The organism is Burkholderia sp. LA-2-3-30-S1-D2 (assembly GCF_001523915.2).
Lineage (GTDB): Bacteria > Pseudomonadota > Gammaproteobacteria > Burkholderiales > Burkholderiaceae > Burkholderia > Burkholderia diffusa.
In genome coordinates this window covers 770,037-791,815 of record NZ_CP013383.1, presented here as the reverse complement: position 1 = coordinate 791,815, position 21,779 = coordinate 770,037, and the positions used below count along the sequence as shown (strand labels likewise).

The following is a 21,779-nucleotide window of genomic DNA, read 5'->3' as shown; positions in this document are numbered from 1 at the left end:
GAATCGTTACCGGGACCGTTCGCGGCTTATGTAGATCGCGAGCAGGATGATTCCGCCCTTGATCACGTTCTGCACATACGGGTTCACGCCGATCATGTTCAGCCCGTTGTTGAGCACACCGAGCAGCAACGCACCGACGAGCGTGCCGAGGATCGCGCCGCGCCCGCCGGAGATCGACGTGCCACCCATCACGACGGCCGCGATGGCGTCGAGCTCGAAACCGACGCCGGCGTTCGGCTGCCCGCTCATCAGGCGCCCGGTCAGCACGATCGCGGCAAGCGCCGACGTGAGCCCGGCCAGCATGTAGACGATCAGCTTCACGCGCGCCACGCGCACGCCGGTGAGCCGCGTCGCCTGCTCGTTGCCGCCGATCGCATACACGTAGCGGCCGAACGGCATCCGATCGAGCAGCAGCCATGCGATCGCGTAGACGACCAGCATGATCAGCACCGGCGCCTGGATGCCGAGCACCTTGCCGCTGCCGAAGAACGCGACCCAGTCGGGCAGCCCGTCGATCGGATAGCCGCCCGTATAGATCAGCGCGAGGCCGCGCGCGATGCCCATCGTCGCGAGCGTGACGATGATCGGCGGCATCCCCGCGAACGCAACGAACACGCCATTCAGGAAGCCGAACCCGAAACCCACCGCGATGCCGATCGCGAGCGCGGCGACCGCATTCACGCCGGCCACCATCAACCCGGCCGCCAGCGTGCCGGACAGCGCCATGACCGAGCCGACCGACAGGTCGATCCCGCCGGTCAGGATCACGCAGGTCATGCCGACCGCGATGATCGCGTTGATCGACACTTGCCGCAGCACGTTCTCCAGGTTCGCGGCGGACAGGAAGCTCGGGCTCGCGATCATCATCGCGATGCACACGACGATCAGCCCGACGAGCGGATAGAACAGCGTCGAGTGCCGCAGTTGCGTCCACATCGCGCGCGGCGGCGGCATCTCGCCGGCCGCGGCCGCGAGTGTCGTGGAAGCCGGGGAAGAAGAATCAGGCAAGTTCATGGGTCGCTCCTCGCGTGCCGCCCGTGGCATGGGTCATGACCGTGTCGGGATCGATCTCGTCGCCTTCGAGCGTCGCCTCGATGCGGCCCTGCCGGAACACGGCGACGCGATCGCACATGCCGACGATCTCCGGCAGCTCGGACGAGATCATGATGATGGCGTAGCCGCGCGCGGTGAGTTCGCGCATCAGCCCGTAGATTTCTGCTTTCGCGCCGACGTCGATGCCGCGCGTCGGCTCGTCGAAGATCAGCACCGTCGCATGGTGATTCAGCCACCGCGCGATCACGACCTTCTGCTGGTTGCCGCCCGACAGCGTCGCGACCTCGGTATGGATCGACGGCGCCTTCACGCCGACACGCCGCATCACGTCGTTCGTCGTACGGGCTTCACCGCGGCGATCGATCAGCCAGCGCATCGACCGGTACTTGCCGAGGTTGTTCAGCGAGATGTTGTCGCGAATCGAGAACGACGTGACGAGCCCTTCCGTCTTGCGGCTCTCCGGCAGAAGGCCGATGCCTGCGCGCAGCGCATCGGCCGGATCGGCGAGCTTCGCCGCCGCGCCGCGCACGCGCACGTCCTTGCGGTGCGCGCGCGTCGCGCCGATGATCGCGAGCGCGGTCTCGGTACGGCCGGAACCGACGAGCCCCGCGAAGCCCAGAATCTCGCCCGCATGCAGCGCGAAGCGGTTGACCGGGCCGTCGCGCTCGATCTGCAGCGCGTCGACTTCGAGCACGGCGGGCGCATCGGCGGCGCGCGCCGGCTTCGGCGGGAAGCTGCTTTCGAGCCGGCGTCCGACCATCATCCGCACCAGTTGCTCGACGTCCGTGCGCGCGACGTCGGTGGTCGCGACATACTGACCGTCGCGCAGCACCGTGATGCGATCGCACACCGCGAAAATCTCGTCGAGATGATGCGAGATGAAGATCATCGCGACACCCTGCCGCTTCAGCTCGCGCATGATCGAGAACAGGCGTTCGGCCTCGGCCGGCGTGAGCGTGGCGGTCGGTTCGTCGAGAATCAGGATGCGCGCGTCGAGCGACAGTGCCTTGCCGATCTCGACGAACTGCTGCTGCGCGACCGACAGCGTGCGCAATGGCGCGTCGAGATCGATCGTCACGCCGAGCCGCGCAAAGATGCCGGCCGCGACACGCCGCATCCGCGCACGATCGCGCACACCCCAGCGGGTGCGCAGCTCGCGGCCGAGGAACAGGTTGTCGACGGCATCGAGGTGCGGAATCAGGCTGAATTCCTGGAACACGATGCCGACTCCGGCCTCGACCGCGTCGTGATAACTCGCGAAATGCCGCGCGCTGCCGTCGATCTCGATCGTGCCGGCATCCGGCTGCTGGATCCCGCAGAGGATCTTCATCAGCGTCGACTTGCCAGCCCCGTTCTCGCCGAGCAGCGCATGAATCTCGCCGCGCGCGATTTCGAGGTGAATGTCCGACAGCGCCTTCACGCCCGGAAAGCTTTTCATGATGTGATCGAGCGTCAGTATCGTGTCCATCGGCTTCTCCGTGCGAAGGGCGTCGACCGGGCCGCCGCCCTCCACGTCGCGTTGCGCGTCGCTCACCAGCTGAATCCCTTGGCATTGCCGCGATCGACGACCTTCACGTCGACCGGAATCGCCTTCGGCACCGTCGCGCCCCACTTGCGCGCGATCGCGATGCCGAGCGCGATGCGCACCTGGTCGGCCGGGAACTGCGCGGTCGTCTCGATGAACTTCGAGTTCGGTTTCTGGATCGCCGCGATCGCCTCGGGGGCGCCGTCGACGCTGGTCAGCCTGATGTCCTTGCCCGATCCCTCGATCGCGGCGAGCGCGCCCATCGACCCGCCGTCGTTCACGCTGAAGATGCCCTTCAGGTTCGGATGCGCGGAGATCATGTTCTCCGTCACCGACAAAGCGGTCGCGCGCTCCTGCTTGCCGTTCTGCGTGTCGACCAGCTTCACGTTCGGGAATTTCGCAAGGCCGGCCTTGCATCCGCGCACGCGTTCGAGAATCGGCACGACCGGAATGCCGTCGAGGATCGCCACCTCGCCGCTGCCGCCGATCGCCTTCGCGAGGTATTCGCACGACATCACGCCCGCGTCGTAATTCTTCGAGCCGACGAACGAATCGACCGGGCCGTTCGCGTTCGCGTCGACGGCCACGACCACCGCGCCGGCCTTCTTCGCCTGCGTGATCGCCGACTGGATGCCGGTCGAATCGGTCGGATTCACAAGCAGGATGTCGATCTTCTTCTGCAGCATGTCCTCGACGTCGCTCACCTGCTTGCTGACGTCGTGATGCGCGTCCGTCACGACGACCTGTGCGCCGATCGACGCGGCCGCGTCGTTCAACGCCTTCTGCATCGTCACGAAATACGGGTTGTTCAGCTCCTGGAAAGTCATGCCGATCCGCAGCGGCGCCGCATGCGTGACCATCGGGAACCAGGTTGCGACAGCTGCCGCGGCAACGGCCGCGATGCGGGCGGCGCGGCGGCGGGATGAAGCGAGCGATGCGTGCGTCATGACGGTGTCTCCGGTTATGTGCGGTTTTTTCGTGGGTAAGCGAGCCCCTCGCGACGCGAACGGCGCGATCGGCTGGGTGAAACGGCAAGGAAAGTCAGGCGGGCGAATGCCCGTCGATCATCCGGGCTGCGGTACGAGCCCGAGCGCACCGGACGCGACCACGCGCGGCGGCATCGGATTGCCGGTGGGCGCGGCGTGCAGCGCGAGCTCGCGGCTGCGTGCGTTCAACCGCTGCAGCGCGCGGAATTCGGACGGTGCCATCCCCTTCACCGCGCGGAACTGGCGGTTGAAGTTGGACACGTTGTTGAAGCCGGCCTGGAAACAGATGTCGGTGATGTTCGCGTCGTCGGCGAGCAGCATCTGGCATGCGGATTCGATCCGCAGCCGGTTCACGTACTGGACGAACGGCAACCCGGTATGGCGATGGAACGCGCGCGAGAATGCGCTGACGCTCTGTCCGGTCAATTGCGCGAGATCGGATTCGCGCAGCTCGGATGCGAGGTTCTTGCCGATGTACGACAGCGCGTGGCTGAGCCGCGTCGGCGTCACGTGAGCCTGGTCGTACGCGGGACTCGCGAGCAGCGTGCGTTCGGCCGCGCCGCACAACCGTTCGAGAATCGTCATGAACAGCGCGATGCGACGCATCCCGCGCGCGTTCAGCAGTTCGTCGAACAGCGGTGCGATCGCGGCGCTCGTGTCATCGTCGAAGCCGACGCCGCGCCGCGCGTCGTCGAGCAGCGCCTGCGCGTCGCGGCATTCGGGAAACGCGTCCATGCAGCGGCGCACGAACGACGGATCGAACTGGATCACCAGATTACGGCGCTCAACGGTTTCCCCTTCGGCCATGTCGCTGACCCAGTTGTGCGGCAGGTTCGGGCCGAGCAGCACGAGGTGGCCGGGGCCGAATGAGCCGATGTGGTCGCCGACGAAATACTTGCCGCTCGTCGCGACGATCAGGTGCAGTTCGAATTCGGGATGGAAATGCCAGCGGATCGTGCGGTACGGATAGCCGTGCGACCAGACCTTGAACGACTCGTCGCGTCGCACGTCGACCACTTCCAGATCGGGATGCATCATCCTGGCGTCTCCATTCCCATGTCTCGCTGGCCGGGCCGTTCGGCGGTTCGCCTCGTTCGCCGCGTGAGTCGTGCGGCAACGCGACCGGTCGCATGGGAAGCAATGTAGGTCGATCGCGTGCGCGGCTCCACCAACTTTACGCCTGATTTTCGATACTTTTTTGCAGGTTGCGGGTGGAAACGGACACGAAACGCAAAATTGTGCAGTGCGGCACCCCGCCGACCGAACGCCGGCGGGAAGTACGCACGCGCCGGAGAGCGGCCGCCATGCGGGTCGACGACGGCCGCTGCCTCGGCTACGCCGCCGCGCTTTCCCGCGCGACACGCACCTCGTACGCCTTCAGGTGGTTGTACGCGATCCGCAGCAACGACAACGCATCCGCCGCCCGCGGGTCACGGCGGGCAAGCAGGTCGCCGATCACGTGATCGGCTTCGACCCGCGCGCGGTTTTCGACGTCGCGCAGCATCGATGCGGTCAGCGGCGACGGCGTCAGCACCATCCGCTGCATCCGCTCGACCGCGGCGGGATCGGGCATGTAACCGTTATGCGCGGCGATCGCGCTGCATTCGTCGAGCATCGTCTCGAGCAGGCGGCGGCCGTCCGGCGCGGCGAGAATGTCGCCGATCGAACCGCGAAACAGCGACGTGCTCGCCGCGAGCGTCGCGAGAAACACCCATTTGTCCCACATCCGCGCGGCGATGTCGTCGCTGAGCGTCGCATCGAAACCCGCGCCGCCGAGCACCTCGGCCACCGCGCGCACGCGCGCCGATTCGCCGCCGGCGAGTTCGCCGAACGACAGCCCCGCCGTGTCGTTCAGGTGCACGATCCGCTGCTCGCGATCGAGCGTCGCCGCGATCACGCACAGGCCGCCGAGCACCTGCGCGGCATCGAACCGGTCGCGCAGCACGTCGAGATGGCGCATCCCGTTGAGCATCGGCAGGATCAGCGTCGTCGGCCCGACGAACGGCGCGAACGATGTGATCGCATCGTCGAGGCTGTACGCCTTGCAGCTCAACAGCACCAGGTCGAAGGGCGCGGCCGCGTCGCTCGCGCGCAGCGTCTGCACGTTCGCGAGCGTCAGGTCGCCGCGCGGGCTGCGAATCAGCAGCCCGTCGCGCGCGAGCGCGGCCGCTCGGCCATCGCGCACGAGGAACGTCACATCGCGCCCCGCCGCCGCGAGCCGGCCGCCGAAGTATCCGCCGACCGCGCCGGCTCCCACCACCAGAATTCGCATCGTTGCCTCCTTTCGGGTTCGTTCGACGCCGCCGCCGTTCGCCCGACCGTCGGGGCACGACGCGCAACCGCCATCGCCCGACAGTATAGCGACGCCGAGTATGTATATGCATAGATACCCTTACCGCGCGCGACGGTATCGCGCCGCTGCCGTCTCTAAGGGATTTCCCGCCTACGGCAACGTCCGCTTCATGCCGTCAAAGAATTATCCCGTCACGCCGTTCCGGCGCGCTTGTTCGACCGACCGACCTCACTACCCATGCGCACCCTTTCCCTGAACCAGAAACTCGCCTCGATGATCGTCATCCTGTGGCTCGGCCTGCTCGTGATCGCCGGCGTCGGCGCGTGGCAGACGCGCGCATCGATGATCACGGACCGCCGCGACCAGCTTGCGTCGCTGGTCGCGCAGGCGACGAACGTCGCCGACCACTACTACAAGCTGTCGCAACAGAACGCATTGCCGGAAGCAGACGCGAAGCAGAAGGCGCTCGAGGCAATCGCCGCGATGCGCTACGGCACCGACGGCTACGTCTCGATCAACGATTCGAAGCCGGCGATCGTGATGCATCCGATCAAGACCGAGCTCAACGGCAAGGACATGTCGAATTTCACGGATCCGAACGGCAAGCACCTGTTCGTCGAGATCGTGAAGGCCGGCAACGTGGAGGGCGGCAAGGGTTTCGTCGAATATCTGTGGCCGAAGCCGGGTGCCGACAAGCCGCAGGACAAGACCAGCGCGGTGCAGCGCTTCGCGCCGTGGGACTGGTATCTCGTGACGGGCATGTACACGGACGACGTGCGTTCGGCCGTGCTCGCGAGTGTCGGCCGCTGGCTCGCGATAACGGCCGTGCTCGGCGCGATCTCGACCATCGTGATGGTGCTCGTGCTGAAAAGCGTGCGCGCGAACCTCGGCGGCGAGCTCGAAGTGGCGCTCGACGCCGCGCAGCGCATCGCACAGGGCGACCTGACCGGGCGCGTGAGCGTGAAGCACGACGACCGCGGCAGCCTGCTGCATGCACTGCATACGATGCAGAGCGGGCTGATCGACATGGTGTCGCGCGTGCGCGCGGGCACGGAGAACATCAACGTCGGCGCGAGCGAGATCGCGTCGGGCAACACCGATCTGTCGCAGCGCACCGAGGAACAGGCGGCCGCGCTCGTGCAGACCGCGTCGAGCATGGACCAGATGACCGCGAACGTGAAGCAGAACGCGGACAGCGCCGCCCAGGCCGCGACGCTCGCGGGCCAGGCCGCGCAGGTCGCGACGCGCGGCAGCGAGGTGGTCGACGATGTGGTGCGCACGATGAACGAGATCACCGACCGCTCGCACAAGATCGGCGACATCATCGGCGTGATCGACGGGATCGCGTTCCAGACCAACATCCTCGCGCTGAACGCGGCCGTCGAAGCGGCGCGCGCGGGCGAACAGGGCCGCGGCTTCGCGGTGGTCGCGGCCGAGGTGCGCTCGCTCGCGCAACGCTCGGCGACGGCCGCGAAGGAGATCAAGTCACTGATCGTGTCGTCGAACGAAACCGTCGAGCACGGCGCGTCGCTCGTCACGCACGCGGGCGAGACGATGGCCGAGATCGTGCAGTCGGTGCGGCGCGTGAACGAGATCCTCGACGAGATCAGCCATGCGTCGCGCGAGCAGAGCGCGGGGATCGAGCAGGTCAACCGCGCGGTGGGCGAGATGGACCAGGTCACGCAGCAGAACGCGGCACTCGTCGAGCAAGCCGCGGCCGCCGCGCATTCGCTGCGCGACCAGGCCGAAGCGCTGCGCGACGCCGTCACGCGATTCGCGTTGCCGGCCTGACGTCGCTCCATCCGTCGGCATCCCGCCGGATGCCGACGGATTTCGCCTGACCGGCCGGCAATGCGCGGCCGGCCCCTGCACGACCCAGGCCCCTCTCGCGCTGCTTGCGCGCTTCGTCCACGCTTACCCCGCTCCGCCCGGCCGGCTCATGGCCTTGACACCGCCGAACCCGATCCCGGCTGCCCGCTGGACCAGTTCGATGTCGTTGGTCACGCCGAGTTTCTTCATCGCGCTGATCTTCTGCGCGCTGACGGTCTGCTTGCCCTTGTTCAACCGCTGCGCGATCGTCTTGATCGGCAGGCCGGCCAGATAAAGGCGCATCACCTCGATCTCGCGCGTCGACAGTTTCACCGGCGCCTGGTCGTGCTCGGCGACCGCATCGAGCGCGCGCCGGACGAGCGGCGACTGATAGCGCCCGCCGCTGTAGCTCGAATGGATCGCGGTGACGATGTGACCGACTTCGTCGAACTTGCTGACGAGGCTCGTGCCGCCTTTCGCGAGAATCGAGCGGAAGATCACCGGATTCTCGTTCCCGACGAGCGCGACGACTCCGACGTTCGGGCGCGTGCTGTGCAGCCAGTCGAACAGTGCGAGACCGTCCATCTGCACGTCGCCGCGAATCGGATAGTCGACCAGCACGATGTCGCAGTCGAGGCGGCCGAGCACCTCGATCAGATCGCCCGGGGTCCGGGAGACGCCGACGAGATCGATTGCGCACGCGTCGCCGGCAATGTGCTCCATGCCAGCGAGCGTCAGCGGCGAGTCGTACGCGAAAACAGTGCGAATTCTGAATTTCCCCATGCGCAGTTCCAGAAGGTTCGCCGGGCCGCACGACGCGGAATGCGTGCGCGGCCGGATCGGCATTGAATCGACGTTCAGGATATTTTTATCCCGAACATCATTCTAGGCAGCAACGCGCGGCCAGGATATGGGGCGCCGTCTGAATTGATCCGTGCAGGCGTGATACGAGTTTGATATCGGCGCCGGTCGGCTCGTCCGGCGGCAGCCTGCGGTCGGCCGGACGACCGACGTTGCGGGTCGCGCGGGCCGCACGGACGGCCCGCGGGGTAAAATTGCGGCCTTTGCATGCCACTCCGGGCGACCGGCCAGGGGCAGCGCGCCATTCCCGGCCGCGCGCCCGCCCGTTCGCCGGCTACCCGTACTCCCCGCTTCCCCCATGACCGAATCCGATCTGCAACCCGACGACACCACCATCCACGAAGACGGCCTCTGGCGCGACAACGGCTGGACGGCCCGCATCATCAAGAACGAGGACGACGACGGCTGGGCCGTCGAGATGATCAAGGACGGCGAAGCCGAGCCCGCGCTCGTCGGCCCGTGGACGATGGGTCGCGACAAGAAGAATCCGAAGCCGATGGATGCGAATGCGTTCCGCACGCTGGTGAAGACCGCGACCGAGGTGCTGATGCGACACGAGCAGCAACGCCGTGCGATGCTCCACAAGGAAGTGACGGTGCAGGACGACGCCGGACAGGATGTGTCGGTCACGCTCGACATCGTGCCGGACGAGTTCGAGCCGTATGCGCAACTGAAGGCGTTCGACCCGTACGGCGAGCTGCTGGCCGACGCGAAGGTTTCCGCCGGGTTCAAGCTCAACAAGGCCAGTGCCGCGCGCTGGGTCGAATCGGGCTTCGAACGGCCGGCCTGACGCCACGGACCGGCGCCCGCGCGAGCCCGGGCCGCATGCCGCGCGGGCGCAACCGGCGTCAGCCGTGCAGGCCGTGCGCGGTCATCAGGCGGTACAGCGTCGCGCGCGAGACGCCGAGTTCCGCCGCGACGTCGGCATGCTGGCGCCGATGCCGCAACAGCGTTTCCTCGATCGTGCGCCGCTCGGCCTGGCGGCGCGATTCCACGAGCGTCGGCGGCCGGTGAGACGTGTACTGGCTCAGTTCGAGATCGACGGCCGAGATCAGCGGGCCATTCGTCATCACGACCGCGAAGCGGATCCGGTTGATCAGTTCGCGCACGTTGCCGGGCCATGCATAGTCGTGGATCGCCTCGATCGCGCACGGCATGAAGCCGCGAATCCGGTGCGCGCTGTCGCCGCGATAGCGCCGCAATATGTGGTCGGCAAGCAGCATGATGTCGCGGCCACGCGCGCGCAGCGGCGGCTCGTCGATACGCAACACGCACAGCCGGTAGTACAGGTCCGCACGGAACCGGCCCGCGTGCATCGCGGCCTCGAGATCGACGTGGGTCGCGGACACAATCCGCACATCCACCGGAATCGACGCATACCCGCCGAGCCGCTCGATCTTGCCCTCCTGCAGGAACCGCAGCAGGCTCGCCTGGCTCTCGAACGGCATGTCGCCGATTTCATCGAGGAACAGCGTGCCGCCGTGCGCGGACTCGATGCGGCCGATCTTGCGCTGATGCGCGCCGGTGAACGCGCCGCGTTCATGGCCGAACAGCTCGGCCTGCAGCAGCGTCGCCGGAATCGCCGCGCAATTCACGGCGACGAACGGCGCGTCGGCGCGCGACGAATGCTGGTGGATCGCCGACGCGGTCAACTCCTTGCCGGTGCCGGATTCGCCGGCGATGAACACGGTGGCCTCGGTGTTCGCGACCTTGCGGATCGTCGCGAACAGACGGCGCATCGCGTCGCACGCGCCGATCATCGTACCGCCGGGCGGCGCGGCATCGGCGGCCGGATCGCCTTCCTCCAGTTTCAGCATCCCGTACGCGTGGCCGACGAGATAACTTATCGTCGTATAGGCCGTCGCATTGCGCACGTAGCCGAAGCAGCACTGACGGATCAGGCGCGCGATGGTGGCATCGCGCAGTCGCTCGTCGTCGGCGAGCGCGACCCAGCCGATCCGCGGATCGCGCAGCAGCGCCTCGAACGACGCGACGTCGGGCGACGCGAAGTCGTCGAAATCGACGATGCCCGCATGCAGGCGGTTCGCCTTCACGAGATTGAGTGCGTCCGCAACGGATTTCGCGCGCCACATGTCCCAGCCGCGCGACGCGAGACAGTCGACGAGCCCCGCATCGGGACGCTGCGACAGATACACGAGCGGGCGTGACGGCACGCTATGGAGACGCGGGACCGCGACGAACTGTGGCGTGCACGGGGCCCGTTCATCCTCCTGCGGGCCTGACAGTCTGATTGAGCAGCATTGGTTCACAATGGCCTCGCCGCATGGGGTTGTCTGGCGGAATGGACGGCGCGAAACGGTGCGCGGCAGGCCTCCCTGCCCACGCGCGACGCTGCCGGCATGTCCGCTCGGGAAAGTTTCGTCATCGGCAGAACACGACACGCTGCAGGTAGATCTGCGGTTCGACGACGGGCCGCGCGGTCTGGTTGAGATCCTCGCGATAAGCACGGTAGGTCTTGCCGTTCACCGTCACTTCCGTCGCAGTCGCCGTCTCGATCGTGTTCAGCCCTTTGCGCTGCCAGTCGCTGACCCGCGCCGACGCGGACACGCTCGACTCGCCTGCGATCTTCTGCGTGATCGCGCTGCTGTCGCTCCACGGCTGCGTCTGCATGTCCTCCGCGTGCTGCATCGCGCCGATCGTCTTGCCGGTCGGCGTCGGCCCGGTCTGCGCTTCGAACGGCGCGCCACGACCGTACACCGGCGATTGCCACGACGGTGCGTGTCCTTCCGCCGGCATCATGTAGATCATCTGCGGATCGCCGACCATCATCATCGGCACGCATGCCGTGTTGTCCGAGCGGCCGAGCGTCGTCAGCGCCTGCTGGACGCTCGCGGCATTCGCGAGGGTCTGCTCGCTCAGGATGACAAAGACCGCAGGGTTCTGGAAAACCGACTGCGCGGCGGCTTGTGTGCCGACCAGCATCAGCGCGACCAAAAAGATCCTCATGATTGAGGCCTCCTTGTACCCTCGTCAGGCAAAAAGAGGTGTTGACCTCGGGGAGGGACCAACACCCGTCAAACTTGCGACCTGCGTCGCGCCGCGAATCCCGGCGGCGCCCGCGCCACCGGCATGCCGATCGCACGGGCGCCCTGTCCGCATGATTACGACGACGTGCTCGTCGAGAGGAGGGTCGGCGCCGGCATCACCGGCGCGGCCGGGGCGGCCTGCTGGTCAACCGTGGCCGGCGCCGGATCGGATGCGGCCGGCATGTCGGCGGACGGTGCGGGCGCGGCAGCGGATTCGACGGCTTCCGTCGCCTTCGCGTCGGCGGCCGGCGTGTCGGCAACCGCAGCCGCTGCGGCGGGCTCCGCGGCTTCCGGCGCAGGCGCTTCGGCTGCTGCCTGCGTGGCCGGTTCGGCAGCCTTCGCATCGATCGCCGGCGCTGCTGCGTCGGCGGCCTGCGCCGTAGCGTCGGCCGCAGCCGGTGCGGCTTGCGCAGTGTCCGGCACCTTCGCGTCAACGGCCGGCGTTGCCACGGCTTGCGCTGCGGTGTCGGCTGCAGCCGGCGCGGGTTCCGTCGCCTTGCCGGCGACGGCCGGCGCTGCAACGATCGCGGCAGCGGGCACCGCGCTCATCGCGGCCGGCGCGGCGGCGGGCACGGCGCTCACCGCCGGTGCCGCTGCGGCAACCGGTGCGGCGGCAGGCACGACGGCAGCTGCTTGCGATGCCTTCGCGGCAGCCGCCTGCGTTACGGCAGGCACCGCGCTGACGGCCGGCATCGCGATCGACGGCGCGGGCACCGGCACCGGGATCGGCGCCGTCTGAACCGCGGTCGTCGCCACCGGGCGCGTCTGCACCGGCGCGGCGGCGTCGAGCGGCGGCAGACCCATGCGGCTGCGCACGAGCGGGTCGCGATACTTCACGTCGTCGGCCACGGTCGCTTCGGCGGAGGGCGCCACGTTCGAGCGCGCAAGCGGCGCGGTCGTGCCCGGGCACAGGTGCCCGGTCGCTTCCACCGCGCGCCGGTTCGCATCGCTCTGGCAAAGCAGGGCGAGCGCGACATCGGTCAACCCCATCGCCCGGAATTCACGCGCATCGAGGCGACGCACGCACGCCTGGTCGACCAGGGTCGTGCCGCCGGTCGCGCCGAATCCCGGGAACGACACGCCGACGCTCACCGAACCCATGCAGGTATCGGACAGCGTGGTCGTGAGGCCCGGCGCCTGGATCGCAGGGTTCGTCTTGATCGTCTGGGTGCCCGAGTAGTTGACGTTTTCCGCCGCCTGGGTGTTGTACGGGTTGGTACCGGGCGAGCCGGCCGATTGAAGCGCGCTCACGCTCTGCGGCGTCACGTTCGAGCCGCCGCTCGTGGAAGACGGCACCGTCAAGCTGACCTGCACGTTCGAATTGCCGCTGCTGCGCACGCCACTGCTGCTGGTGGCGTTGCCGCCGCGCGAACTCGTCATGTTCGTGTTCATGCTCGAGCCGCCACCCTGGCTGATCGCCGTGGACGACGTAGAGGACTGCGCGCTTGAAGTCGAGTCGGCTGTCTGCGCTTGGGCACCGATCGTGGCCATCGCGAACATTGCCGCGCATGCCACCCTGATCTTGTTGCTGTTCATTTCAATCTCCGGACGAGGTTCGACCTCCCACCCAGGCAACCGTGTCATTTCCCCTGAATTCCTTCAGCTTTACGTGCTTCCCCGAACTGCTTCCAGCCGCTACCCAGCTGGGACCATGAGCCACCCGACATTCCCTGCCATGCTTGGGAATCCGGTGCGCCGATGGCGCTGCCCGATGAAAGCGTTTGTTGTTGTGACGGGTTGGTTGTAGGGTTTGATGTCTGCAAGTTTGATTGCACGTCCTCGGCAGCACGGTCAGCGCCATATGCCGTCAGAGACGCGAGCATCAGAGCGGCGGCAATCAGTTTCTGCTTCATGCCAACTCCTTACTTGGACAACAGCGCGGGAAAAGAGACCAGCGTCGCTGGGAAACTGGTCCCCCGCACCTGTCTAATGACTGCTTCCGGTCGCGCTCGAACTGCCCAGGCTTCCGCCCGATGCAGACGGCGAGCCGGCCGGACCGGTACTCCACACGGTCGACGAGTTGTAGTGATTCGAACCCGCGATCGCGCCGGACCCACCAGCGCCCGTCAACCCGGTGGCACCCGCGTTGGCGATACCCTGGTCGTTCCCGCCCGAAGCCGTGTAGTGGTTCGCGCCGAGTACGATCGTGGCGGTCACCCCTCCCGAAAGCGCATTCGCGTTCTCGTTCGTAGTGCTGTTTCCACCGTACGAGCCTGCGGCACCGATACCGCCGCCTGCCGCGAACGCGCCTCCGTTCGAGCCCCAGCCGCTGGCCGTCGAAGTCGAGTTGTGATAGGCGGTTGCCGTTCCGGTGGAACCAGCGGGTGTCACGGTACCTCCCGCGCTCGCGCCCGCGACCGAATTCGAATTGCTCGTATAGCTGCCGGAGCCGACCAGTGCCGAACCGGAGACGCCTGCTGCAACGGATTGCGTCTGGTTGGTCGTGGTCGATCCGGCGGCCAGTACGGCCGACGATAGGACGGTAAGCGCTGTCGCTAAAATGACTTTGGCTTTCATAGCAATCCCTTGCCCTGAGAAGGTTCGGCGGTGACGGAGCCGGGTCTGCCCTGATCGGGCGGAACCCGGCATCCGTGCCGCCAGCCAATGACGAACGCTACATGCCGCGGCTTAGTGGTGATACGTCCAGCCGATCGAGCCGGCATTCGCACCGCTGTTGCCGCCCGCTTGTGCGCCGCCAAAGCCGAAGCCGCCCACCGTCGAGGTTTGGGTGTGGTTCGTGTACGAGATCGAACCGCTGCCCGGGCCGCCGGCAATCGCGCCGGCTGCGCCGAGTGCGGAACCCGAATCGGCCGCGCTGAAGTGGCCGAACCCGGCGACCCCGGCCATCGTCGAACCGCCGCTCGACGAGCTGGTGCTCGACACCGTGCCGCTGCCGGCGAACGCTGCACCCGAAACCGCCAGAACTGCTACTGCAATGAGAAGCTTCTTCATGGTCGACTCCATAACGGCGTGGATGGAACAAGCGAGGAAAGCTGCACGCCATCAACTTCCCTACCTTAAGCAATCCTATAAATACGGATCACTATTTAATTACGAAGAATCGGTTCATATCAAAGCCGACACCACGCAATGTTTTTGCCAACCGAATTGTAGTTTCGTATTTTTTGATTATCCGAATTTTTTATAGGTATTTTCGATAAGGCCTATCGATATTTAGTTATCAAAAAACAAATCGTCTCACGCGCCGGAAACAGTCTTTCGACATTCCGGTTTATTTGTCTCGATATTCGCGGCCGCGACGTGCCGGCACATGGCATCCGCTTCCGCGATCGAAAATGCGTGAATAAAGTTTTCCACCGTAAATGCAGCACCGTTGAAAACGTCCGCCCTATCGCGGCGATAACGGGCCTGCAATACAGTCAGGTGGTATCGCTTCTCCCTGAACTACCGATCAAAGATCTTCCGGGCAACCCGGCCGAGGGGTGTTCGAGCTAGTCCAGCCAGCGTCGGCACTTGTCCGGCGCCGTCGATACAGCCCTGCACGGTCGAAGACGAAACGGCATCAAGATGTCCGGCACGAACAACTTGACCCTCTCGGGGGAACTGAATGAAGGCGAGCACCGCTGTCGGCCGGTAGCCGTGCGGAGAGACAGGGTTCCTGGCACGTGCACCGCGCGCAGGCCGTAAGACCGGCAATGGGGATCCCGCGAAGCTGGCACTGCGTCGCGAGTCATGCCCCCATCTGTCCCACTACCCCACTGTTGCGCAAACCACGCGCGGATGATGCTGCTTATGGTCTTCATCGCCGTTCCCCGACTGGCTTATTCACGAGGTGGTCGCCCCCACATCTTTGTCGCATCGCGTCGACCGCTCGCCGATGCGTCCAATGTCGCAAGCGGCATGCCACGCGTTATTCCACCGACGGCTGCGCGCCGCCCGCCGGCGCGGCAATCGGCCATTTCGCGAAAAGTCGCATTTTTTGTTTCAGGAATGTATCGCCGCAACGACCGGCGGACTGCCGCGATCGTCGAACACCGCGATGCAACGCCATGAAAAGACGGACGAATGCCGCCCGTCGAGCGCCGCGCAGCGGGCTCGCGAACGGGTGTTTCAAACTTGCGAAGCGTCATGCCGCGCCCGAAGGGGCGTTCGACGCTCCTGGGCGCCCGAACGGCCCGCCGCGGCTCGTTCGGCGGGGTCGCGCGACCCGAATCAGCCGGAATCAAACCGCTTGGCGGCCGCTTTGCCGAGCCCGTCGCCATGGGCATCGATACGTTTACACGCCGGGATCTTCGGCACAGACATCACACAAATGATTCATCCGTGAAAATACTGACGGGATCACGCATCGTTCATCCGTTCGAACACACGATCAAGAAAGAGAAAATCCGGTGGCTGACCGCCACGCTCGTCACGCCCGACCGGCATTCGCGCAAAACCGGCAGCGCCAATTCACTCCCACTCGACGCGGCCAGTTTTCAATCCTTCCGTTCCCCTTCAAACCCAACTCCCTCATTAAAAATATTTCTTTCAAAACGACGAATCGCATGGCATACGACTAATCATGGAGACATTTTTCAAGCGAAATCGACCATCAATCTCATTATTGAAACATCGTCATTCGCGATTCAATTAATTGCCGAATTCGCGCAGCGCGCCTGATTTTCCGTGTATTTCGCCAGCTCTACTCCCGTTGTTCGACGTTTTTCGCGACACGTCGGCCGTGGCGACGATTCATGCATGAAACAGAAGACACCTGCGTCGCGCGGCCGCGAACGCGAGGCCCTGATGGCACTTGCTCGCGGCCTTCGTGGCATGCCGATTGCCTGATGTCCAGTTCACGTGAGCGTCGCGTCACGTCCCGAAGAAGACGGATGACGGCGCTCTCTTCATAAGCCGCCCGGGGGGAGACGATGAAGCTCGTCAGCGATCGATCGACGTTCGCGTCGTTCAAGCATCAGCGTGGAAGTCAGCGACATCGGAATGCTCGTCGTGGCGTTTCGTCGACATCGGCGCACGCGGCCCGTAGCATGCCGAAACGATGCCTGTATGGCGGGATGGAGCGCGTTCGCGCGTTCTTCGACGAACTCGACTGCGTACTCGTGACGATGCTCGACGACGGAGGCGACCATGAATGACAGGATTTCGATCGGCGCGCCTGCGGTCCCAGGTACCGATCGCGCCGATCTCCAGCACGTGGAGGCCGCCGCGCGGGACATCGCGGCGCACCTGGTTCGATGAACTCCGGCGGTCGCCGTGGCGCCATCCGCTGCTGCTGGCCGTGTTCCACTTCAACGCGCCGGATACGCCCGGCACATGGCCGGCGAACTACGTGCCGGACTGGCGGATCACGCCTGCTTTCCTGCAGACGACCGTCATCGCGAAAGGACCGGCGCCGTGGCTATGTGCCGAGCAATTCCTTCCTGCGCAGATGCACGACGTCGCGCATCGGCGGCGCGCCGAACAGCCGGCTGTATTCGCGACTGAACTGCGACGCGCTTTCATAGCCGACGGTCGCGGCCACGGACCCGACGTCGCCCCCCTGCCGCAGCAATAGCCGCCGCGCCTCGTGCAGCCGCAGCTGCTTCTGATACTGCAGCGGGCTCAGCGTGGTCACGTGCTTGAAGTGGTGGTGTAGCGACGACACGCTCATGTTGACCGCCTGCGCGAGCGTGTCGACGCGCATCGGCTCCGCGTAGTGATCGCGGATCCATTCGATCGCGCGTGCGATCCGGTGCGTCTGGCTGCCGGCAACGGCCATGTGCCGCAGCCGCGTACCCTGCCCGCTCGTCATCAGCCGGTACAGCAGCTCCTTTTCGATCAGCGGCGCGACCACCGGAATGTCGGCCGGCGTTTCGAGCAGCCGCAACAGCCGCAGTGCGGCATCGAGGAGCGGCGGCGTCAGCTCGGCAAGTGCGATGCCCTCGCCTTCGGGGCCGGCATCCGGCTCCGGCAGCCGCATCTCGGCCGCGAGCTCGACGATGCGTTGAGGATCGAGCGTGAGCGACAGGCACAGGTAAGGCGCGTCCGGCGACGCCTGCGTGACGCGCGAGAGAATCGGCAAGTCGATCGACGCGATCAGGCAGTTCCGCGTGTCGTATTCGTAAGCCTGGCCGCCCACGATCACACGCTTCGCGCCCTGCGCGGCGATCACGAGCGCGGCGCGCGACACGCCGCAGCCGAGATCGACCGGATGCCCGTGCCGATGCAGCATCAGCGCGGGCACGGCCGTCGAGTGGGAGCCGTCCGTCGGCGCGAAGCGGGCAATCAGCGATGCCAGTTCGCGCCGCCCGGATTCGCGCGACGCCGCGATTTCGGTCATGTCCATGACGGGTTCCTCGCTTCGTTTCCCTGAACCGCGCGAGCATAGCGAATCGCTTGCCGTCGCGCCGGGGATTTGCAGGATTGTTCAATAAATTTGCAGGATTGGGTAGACGCAAAATTCGCGCGCTCGCGCACACTGCCCGCTAACCGGGCGCATGCCGGGTTTTCCCCATGGAGACATACAAACATGCCTACCTCGTTTGTCCTCAACGGCAAGAGCGTTACGCTCGACGCCGATCCGTCGATGCCCGTCCTCTGGGCGATCCGCGAGCACGCGGGGCTGACCGGCACGAAGTTCGGCTGCGGCATGGCGCAGTGCGGCGCGTGCACCGTCCATCTCGAAGGCCAGGCCGTGCGCTCGTGCGTGCTGCCGCTCGCCGGCATCGCGGGCAAGCACGTCACGACGATCGAAGGCTTGCAGAGCAAGCCCGCGCAGGCCGTGCAGGCCGCCTGGGTGAAGCTGCAGGTGCCGCAGTGCGGCTATTGCCAGTCCGGCCAGATCATGTCGGCCACCGCCTTGCTCGAACAGAATCCGAAGCCGACCGATGCAGACATCGACGCGGCAATGAACGGCAACATCTGCCGCTGTGCGACCTACGCCCGCATCCGGGCCGCGATCCACGACGCGGCAGCGACACTGGGAGCCTGACCATGACGATCGAACTCGAGAATCGCGGGTCGGTGCGACCGTCGCGCCGCACGTTTCTGAAAGCCGCGGGCGCCGCGGCCGCCGTCAGCCTGACGATCGGCTTCGAATGGGCCGGCCTCGGCCGCCGCGCGCTCGCCGCGACGGCACCCGCCGCCGATTTCGCGCCGAACGCATTCCTGCGCATCACGCCCGACGGCGTGGTCACCGTCGTCGCGAAACACGTGGAAATGGGTCAGGGTGCCTACACGGGCATCGCGACGATCGTCGCCGAGGAGCTCGACGCCGACTGGTCGAGCGTACGCGTCGAAAGCGCGCCGGCCGATGCGAAACGCTATGCGAACCTCGCCTTCGGCACGATGCAGGGCACGGGCGGCAGCTCGGCCATGTCGAACTCGTGGCAGCAACTGCGCGAAGCGGGCGGCAAGGCCCGCGCGATGCTCGTGTCGGCCGCGGCGGCGCGCTGGAAGGTGCCGGCCGGCGAGCTGACCACCGCCAACGGCGTGGTCACGCACGAGAAGAGCGGCAAGACGGCCGCCTACGGGACGCTGGTGGCCGACGCGTCGAAGTTGCCGGTGCCCGACAAGGTCACGCTGAAGCAGCCGGCCGACTTCAAGCTGATCGGCCATCGCATTCCGCGCGTCGACGGGTCGGCCAAGTCGAACGGCACCGCGCATTTCACGCTCGACACGACCTTCCCCGGCATGCGCGTCGCGCTGCTGCAGCGCCCGCCGCGCTTCGGCGCGACGGTCAAGTCGTTCGACGCGACGGCCGCGAAGGCCGTGCCGGGCGTGGTGTCGGTCGTGCAGGTGCCGGGCGGCGTCGCGGTCGTCGCGACCGGTTTCTGGGCCGCGAAACAGGGCCGCGACGCGCTGAAGGTCGACTGGGACGAAACGAACGCCGAAAAGCGCGGCTCGGCCGAGATCATGCGCGAGTACCGGCAGCTCGCCGCGAAACCCGGCGCGTCCGCGCGCAAGGACGGCGATGCCGACGCGGCGATCGCGGGTGCCGCGCGCAAGGTCAGCGCGACGTACGAATTCCCGTATCTCGCGCACGCTCCGATGGAGCCGCTCGACGCGGTCGTCAAGCTGACCGCGAACAGCTGCGAGATCTGGGCGGGTGACCAGTTCCAGACGGTCGACCAGGGCAACGCCGCCAGGGTCGCGGGCCTGAAGCCCGAACAGGTGCAGATCCACACGCTGTACGCGGGCGGCAGCTTCGGCCGCCGCGCGAACGCGTGGTCGGACTACGTGGTCGAGGCCGTGTCGATCGCGAAGGCGCTGGGCGCGGACGGCCAGCCGGTCAAGCTGCAGTGGACGCGCGAGGACGACATCCAGGGCGGCTTCTACCGCCCGATGTACTTCCACAAGCTCGACGCGGGGTTGACCGCGGACGGCAAGCTGGTCGGCTGGCGCCACCGGATCGTCGGCCAGTCGATTCTCGCCGGCACGCCGTTCGAGGCGTTCATGGTCAAGAACGGGATCGACGCGACGTCGGTCGAGGGCGCGGCGAACCTGCCGTACGCGGTGCCGAACGTGTCGGTCGAGCTCACGACCACCAAGGTCGGCCTGCCCGTCCTCTGGTGGCGCGTGGTCGGCAGCTCGCACACGGCCTATGCAGTCGAGGCGTTCATCGACGAAGCCGCGCACGCAGCCGGCAAGGATCCGTATCTGTTCCGCCGCGACCTGCTCGCGAAGGAGCCGCGGATGCGCGCGGTGCTCGAGCTGGCCGCGCAGAAGGCCGGCTGGGATCCGGCGAAGCCGCTGCCGAAGGGACGCGGGCGTGGGATCGCGGTGGCCGAGGCATTCAAGAGCTATGTCGCGCAGGTCGCGGAAGTGTCGGTCGACGCCGCCGGCAAGGTGAAGGTCGAACGCGTGGTGTGCGCGGTCGACTGCGGGATCGCGATCAACCCCGACATCGTCGCCGCGCAGATGGAAGGCGGCATCGGCTTCGGGCTCGGTGCGGCGCTGCACAGCGCGATCACGCTGAAGGACGGCCAGGTCGAGCAGCGCAACTTCGACGGCTATCACGTGCTGCGGATGGCGGAGATGCCGAAGGTCGAGGTGCATATCGTGCCGTCGGCCGAGGCACCGACCGGCGTCGGCGAGCCGGGGGTCGCGCCGGTGGGCCCGGCGGTCGCCAACGCGATCTTCGCGGCGACCGGCAAGCGCCATTACGTGTTGCCGTTCGATTCGGGCGACACCGCGAAGGCTTGACCGGCAGGTGAAACGCCGGTCGCGCGGCGGGCGTGTCGCGCGACCGGTTTTCTTTCTTTCCGCTTGGGGCAGGCTCTGGCGTACGGTCCGAAATCGGCAAAAATCCGCCCCAACCCATTGATTCCGCTCTGCAATCCGTCCCAGCAAGGGAGCGTTCGATGCAGGGTTCGCCGTCCGGTCGGCGCGCTGCCTGAACGGCGGGAATTTCCCGCCCCCACGTAACACCGCCCGTAACGCCCGTAACGTTCCCGCCGGATGCTACGTAACAATCCTTCACTGTTGCTCCGACCCTTTCGAAGCCCGCCGCGCGTCCCGCGTTAAAAATTCTTTTAGATTCAAGGCCGGCGTACCTCCAGCCCCGCCCCCGCCGCCCGTCGTCGCCTGACAGTCCATCCCTGGCCCGGAAGTTGCGGTACATGACCCGCAAACACTCCTTTACGGACATGCGAGGGCCAACATGGATTGCAAATACCTGTACATCGACAACATAAAAATCAACTTCGTGCGCCGCACGATCGAAATCGACAACAAAGTCGTCGACGTCACGCCGCGTGAATTCGACGTCGTCGAATTCCTGCTCGACAACATGAACAAGATCGTGCCGCGGCAAGCGATCCAGGAAGCGGTCTGGGGCCGCGAGCTCGGCGTGTCGTCGCGCACGCTCGACACCCACATCTCGCGCATCCGTTCGAAGCTGCAGCTCGATCACGACAAGAACCTGCGGATCATCCCGATCTATGCGGTCGGCTATCGGCTGGTGCTGTTCGGCGCGGCCATGACGCACGTCGAGCGCCATGACGCGGCGCCGATCCTGCGCGCCGCGCCGCAGCAGGCGCTGGCTGCCGACTACGCGTAACGGCTCACCCGCGCGCCGCCCCTGCGCGGCGCGCCGGCAAGGCTCCCCACCGCGCCGCACGTCCGACGTGCGACGCCTCGCGGCCCGGCACGCGTGCCCGCCGCGCCACGACCGCCGCCTCCGGGCGGCGGCCGCATTTGTGCGCGCGACGCGCCGCACGCGGCCACGCCGCCGCGCAGCAGGCTTCGTAGCTCGCCGCCAC

Annotated in this window: 19 protein-coding genes; 6 read left to right on the top strand and 13 right to left on the bottom strand. The window is 66.5% G+C overall.

From position 1 onward, the window contains the following. Nucleotides 1-6: 6 nt before the first annotated feature. The 5 genes from WS66_RS03605 to panE all read right to left on the bottom strand — a co-directional run bounded on the left by WS66_RS03605 (nt 7) and on the right by panE (nt 5,836). Entirely contained in the window at nt 7-1,014 is a 1,008-nt protein-coding gene (locus WS66_RS03605) for an ABC transporter permease (protein ID WP_059600064.1), read from the bottom strand. After that, nucleotides 1,001-2,521: a sugar ABC transporter ATP-binding protein gene (locus WS66_RS03600; RefSeq protein WP_059600310.1), complete on the bottom strand. Its 1,521-nt coding sequence runs from the start codon at nt 2,519-2,521 to the stop codon at nt 1,001-1,003. The genes WS66_RS03605 and WS66_RS03600 overlap by 14 nt, the downstream gene beginning before the upstream one ends. Nucleotides 2,522-2,583: 62 nt before the next feature. Continuing rightward, nucleotides 2,584-3,525, bottom strand: a complete 942-nt coding sequence (locus tag WS66_RS03595) for a substrate-binding domain-containing protein (RefSeq protein ID WP_059600065.1) — start codon at nt 3,523-3,525, stop codon at nt 2,584-2,586. A 117-nt stretch (nt 3,526-3,642) separates the two neighbouring features. Next, a complete protein-coding gene (locus tag WS66_RS03590) occupies nt 3,643-4,602 on the bottom strand; it encodes an AraC family transcriptional regulator (protein WP_059600066.1) in 960 nt (319 codons plus the stop codon). A 295-nt stretch (nt 4,603-4,897) separates the two neighbouring features. Continuing rightward, nucleotides 4,898-5,836: a 2-dehydropantoate 2-reductase gene (gene panE, locus WS66_RS03585; RefSeq protein ID WP_059600067.1), complete on the bottom strand. Its 939-nt coding sequence runs from the start codon at nt 5,834-5,836 to the stop codon at nt 4,898-4,900. Nucleotides 5,837-6,094: 258 nt separating this feature from the next. Here panE and WS66_RS03580 point away from each other — a divergent pair, with 258 nt between their 5' ends. Continuing rightward, nucleotides 6,095-7,648 (top strand): methyl-accepting chemotaxis protein, encoded by a 1,554-nt coding sequence (locus WS66_RS03580; protein ID WP_059600068.1) that lies wholly within the window; start codon nt 6,095-6,097, stop codon nt 7,646-7,648. Between the two features lie 123 nt (nt 7,649-7,771). On the opposite strand, the gene WS66_RS03575 is transcribed toward WS66_RS03580, so the two are convergent. Further along, nucleotides 7,772-8,449, bottom strand: a complete 678-nt coding sequence (locus tag WS66_RS03575; protein ID WP_059600311.1) for a response regulator transcription factor — start codon at nt 8,447-8,449, stop codon at nt 7,772-7,774. A gap of 376 nt (nt 8,450-8,825) precedes the next feature. On the opposite strand from WS66_RS03575, the gene WS66_RS03570 reads away from it, so the two are divergent. Continuing rightward, nucleotides 8,826-9,317: a hypothetical protein gene (locus WS66_RS03570; protein ID WP_059600069.1), complete on the top strand. Its 492-nt coding sequence runs from the start codon at nt 8,826-8,828 to the stop codon at nt 9,315-9,317. A gap of 58 nt (nt 9,318-9,375) precedes the next feature. Here WS66_RS03570 and WS66_RS03565 read toward each other — a convergent pair whose 3' ends face one another. The 6 genes from WS66_RS03565 to WS66_RS03540 all read right to left on the bottom strand — a co-directional run bounded on the left by WS66_RS03565 (nt 9,376) and on the right by WS66_RS03540 (nt 14,526). Beyond that, complete coding sequence (locus tag WS66_RS03565; RefSeq protein ID WP_059600070.1) at nt 9,376-10,797, bottom strand: sigma-54 dependent transcriptional regulator; 1,422 nt, start codon at nt 10,795-10,797, stop codon at nt 9,376-9,378. 112 nt (nt 10,798-10,909) lie between these two features. Continuing rightward, nucleotides 10,910-11,494 (bottom strand): hypothetical protein, encoded by a 585-nt coding sequence (locus WS66_RS03560; protein ID WP_059600071.1) that lies wholly within the window; start codon nt 11,492-11,494, stop codon nt 10,910-10,912. A 155-nt stretch (nt 11,495-11,649) separates the two neighbouring features. Next, a complete protein-coding gene (locus tag WS66_RS03555; protein ID WP_059600072.1) occupies nt 11,650-13,110 on the bottom strand; it encodes a hypothetical protein in 1,461 nt (486 codons plus the stop codon). A gap of 44 nt (nt 13,111-13,154) precedes the next feature. Continuing rightward, nucleotides 13,155-13,427, bottom strand: a complete 273-nt coding sequence (locus WS66_RS03550) for a hypothetical protein (protein WP_082728875.1) — start codon at nt 13,425-13,427, stop codon at nt 13,155-13,157. Between the two features lie 73 nt (nt 13,428-13,500). Then, nucleotides 13,501-14,091 (bottom strand): hypothetical protein, encoded by a 591-nt coding sequence (locus WS66_RS03545; RefSeq protein WP_082728876.1) that lies wholly within the window; start codon nt 14,089-14,091, stop codon nt 13,501-13,503. 111 nt (nt 14,092-14,202) lie between these two features. Next, nucleotides 14,203-14,526 carry a hypothetical protein gene (locus WS66_RS03540; protein ID WP_059600312.1) on the bottom strand — a complete coding sequence of 108 codons (324 nt, stop codon included), beginning with the start codon at nt 14,524-14,526 and terminating at the stop codon, nt 14,203-14,205. 1,137 nt (nt 14,527-15,663) lie between these two features. Between WS66_RS03540 and WS66_RS33535 the strand changes: the two genes are divergently transcribed. Then, on the top strand, nt 15,664-16,197 hold the full coding sequence (locus tag WS66_RS33535) for a hypothetical protein (protein ID WP_159086508.1): 534 nt from the start codon (nt 15,664-15,666) through the stop codon (nt 16,195-16,197). A gap of 739 nt (nt 16,198-16,936) precedes the next feature. Here WS66_RS33535 and WS66_RS03525 read toward each other — a convergent pair. Further along, the gene (locus WS66_RS03525; protein WP_059600073.1) at nt 16,937-17,863 is read right to left on the bottom strand and encodes an AraC family transcriptional regulator; all 927 of its coding nucleotides are present in this window, start codon (nt 17,861-17,863) and stop codon (nt 16,937-16,939) included. A 183-nt stretch (nt 17,864-18,046) separates the two neighbouring features. Between WS66_RS03525 and WS66_RS03520 the strand changes: the two genes are divergently transcribed. From WS66_RS03520 to WS66_RS03510, 3 genes are all read left to right on the top strand, one after another. Continuing rightward, on the top strand, nt 18,047-18,508 hold the full coding sequence (locus tag WS66_RS03520; protein WP_059600074.1) for a (2Fe-2S)-binding protein: 462 nt from the start codon (nt 18,047-18,049) through the stop codon (nt 18,506-18,508). 2 nt (nt 18,509-18,510) lie between these two features. After that, complete coding sequence (locus WS66_RS03515) at nt 18,511-20,721, top strand: xanthine dehydrogenase family protein molybdopterin-binding subunit (protein ID WP_059600075.1); 2,211 nt, start codon at nt 18,511-18,513, stop codon at nt 20,719-20,721. A gap of 457 nt (nt 20,722-21,178) precedes the next feature. Next, complete coding sequence (locus tag WS66_RS03510; protein ID WP_059526731.1) at nt 21,179-21,577, top strand: winged helix-turn-helix domain-containing protein; 399 nt, start codon at nt 21,179-21,181, stop codon at nt 21,575-21,577. The last annotated feature ends 202 nt before the right edge of the window (nt 21,578-21,779 follow it).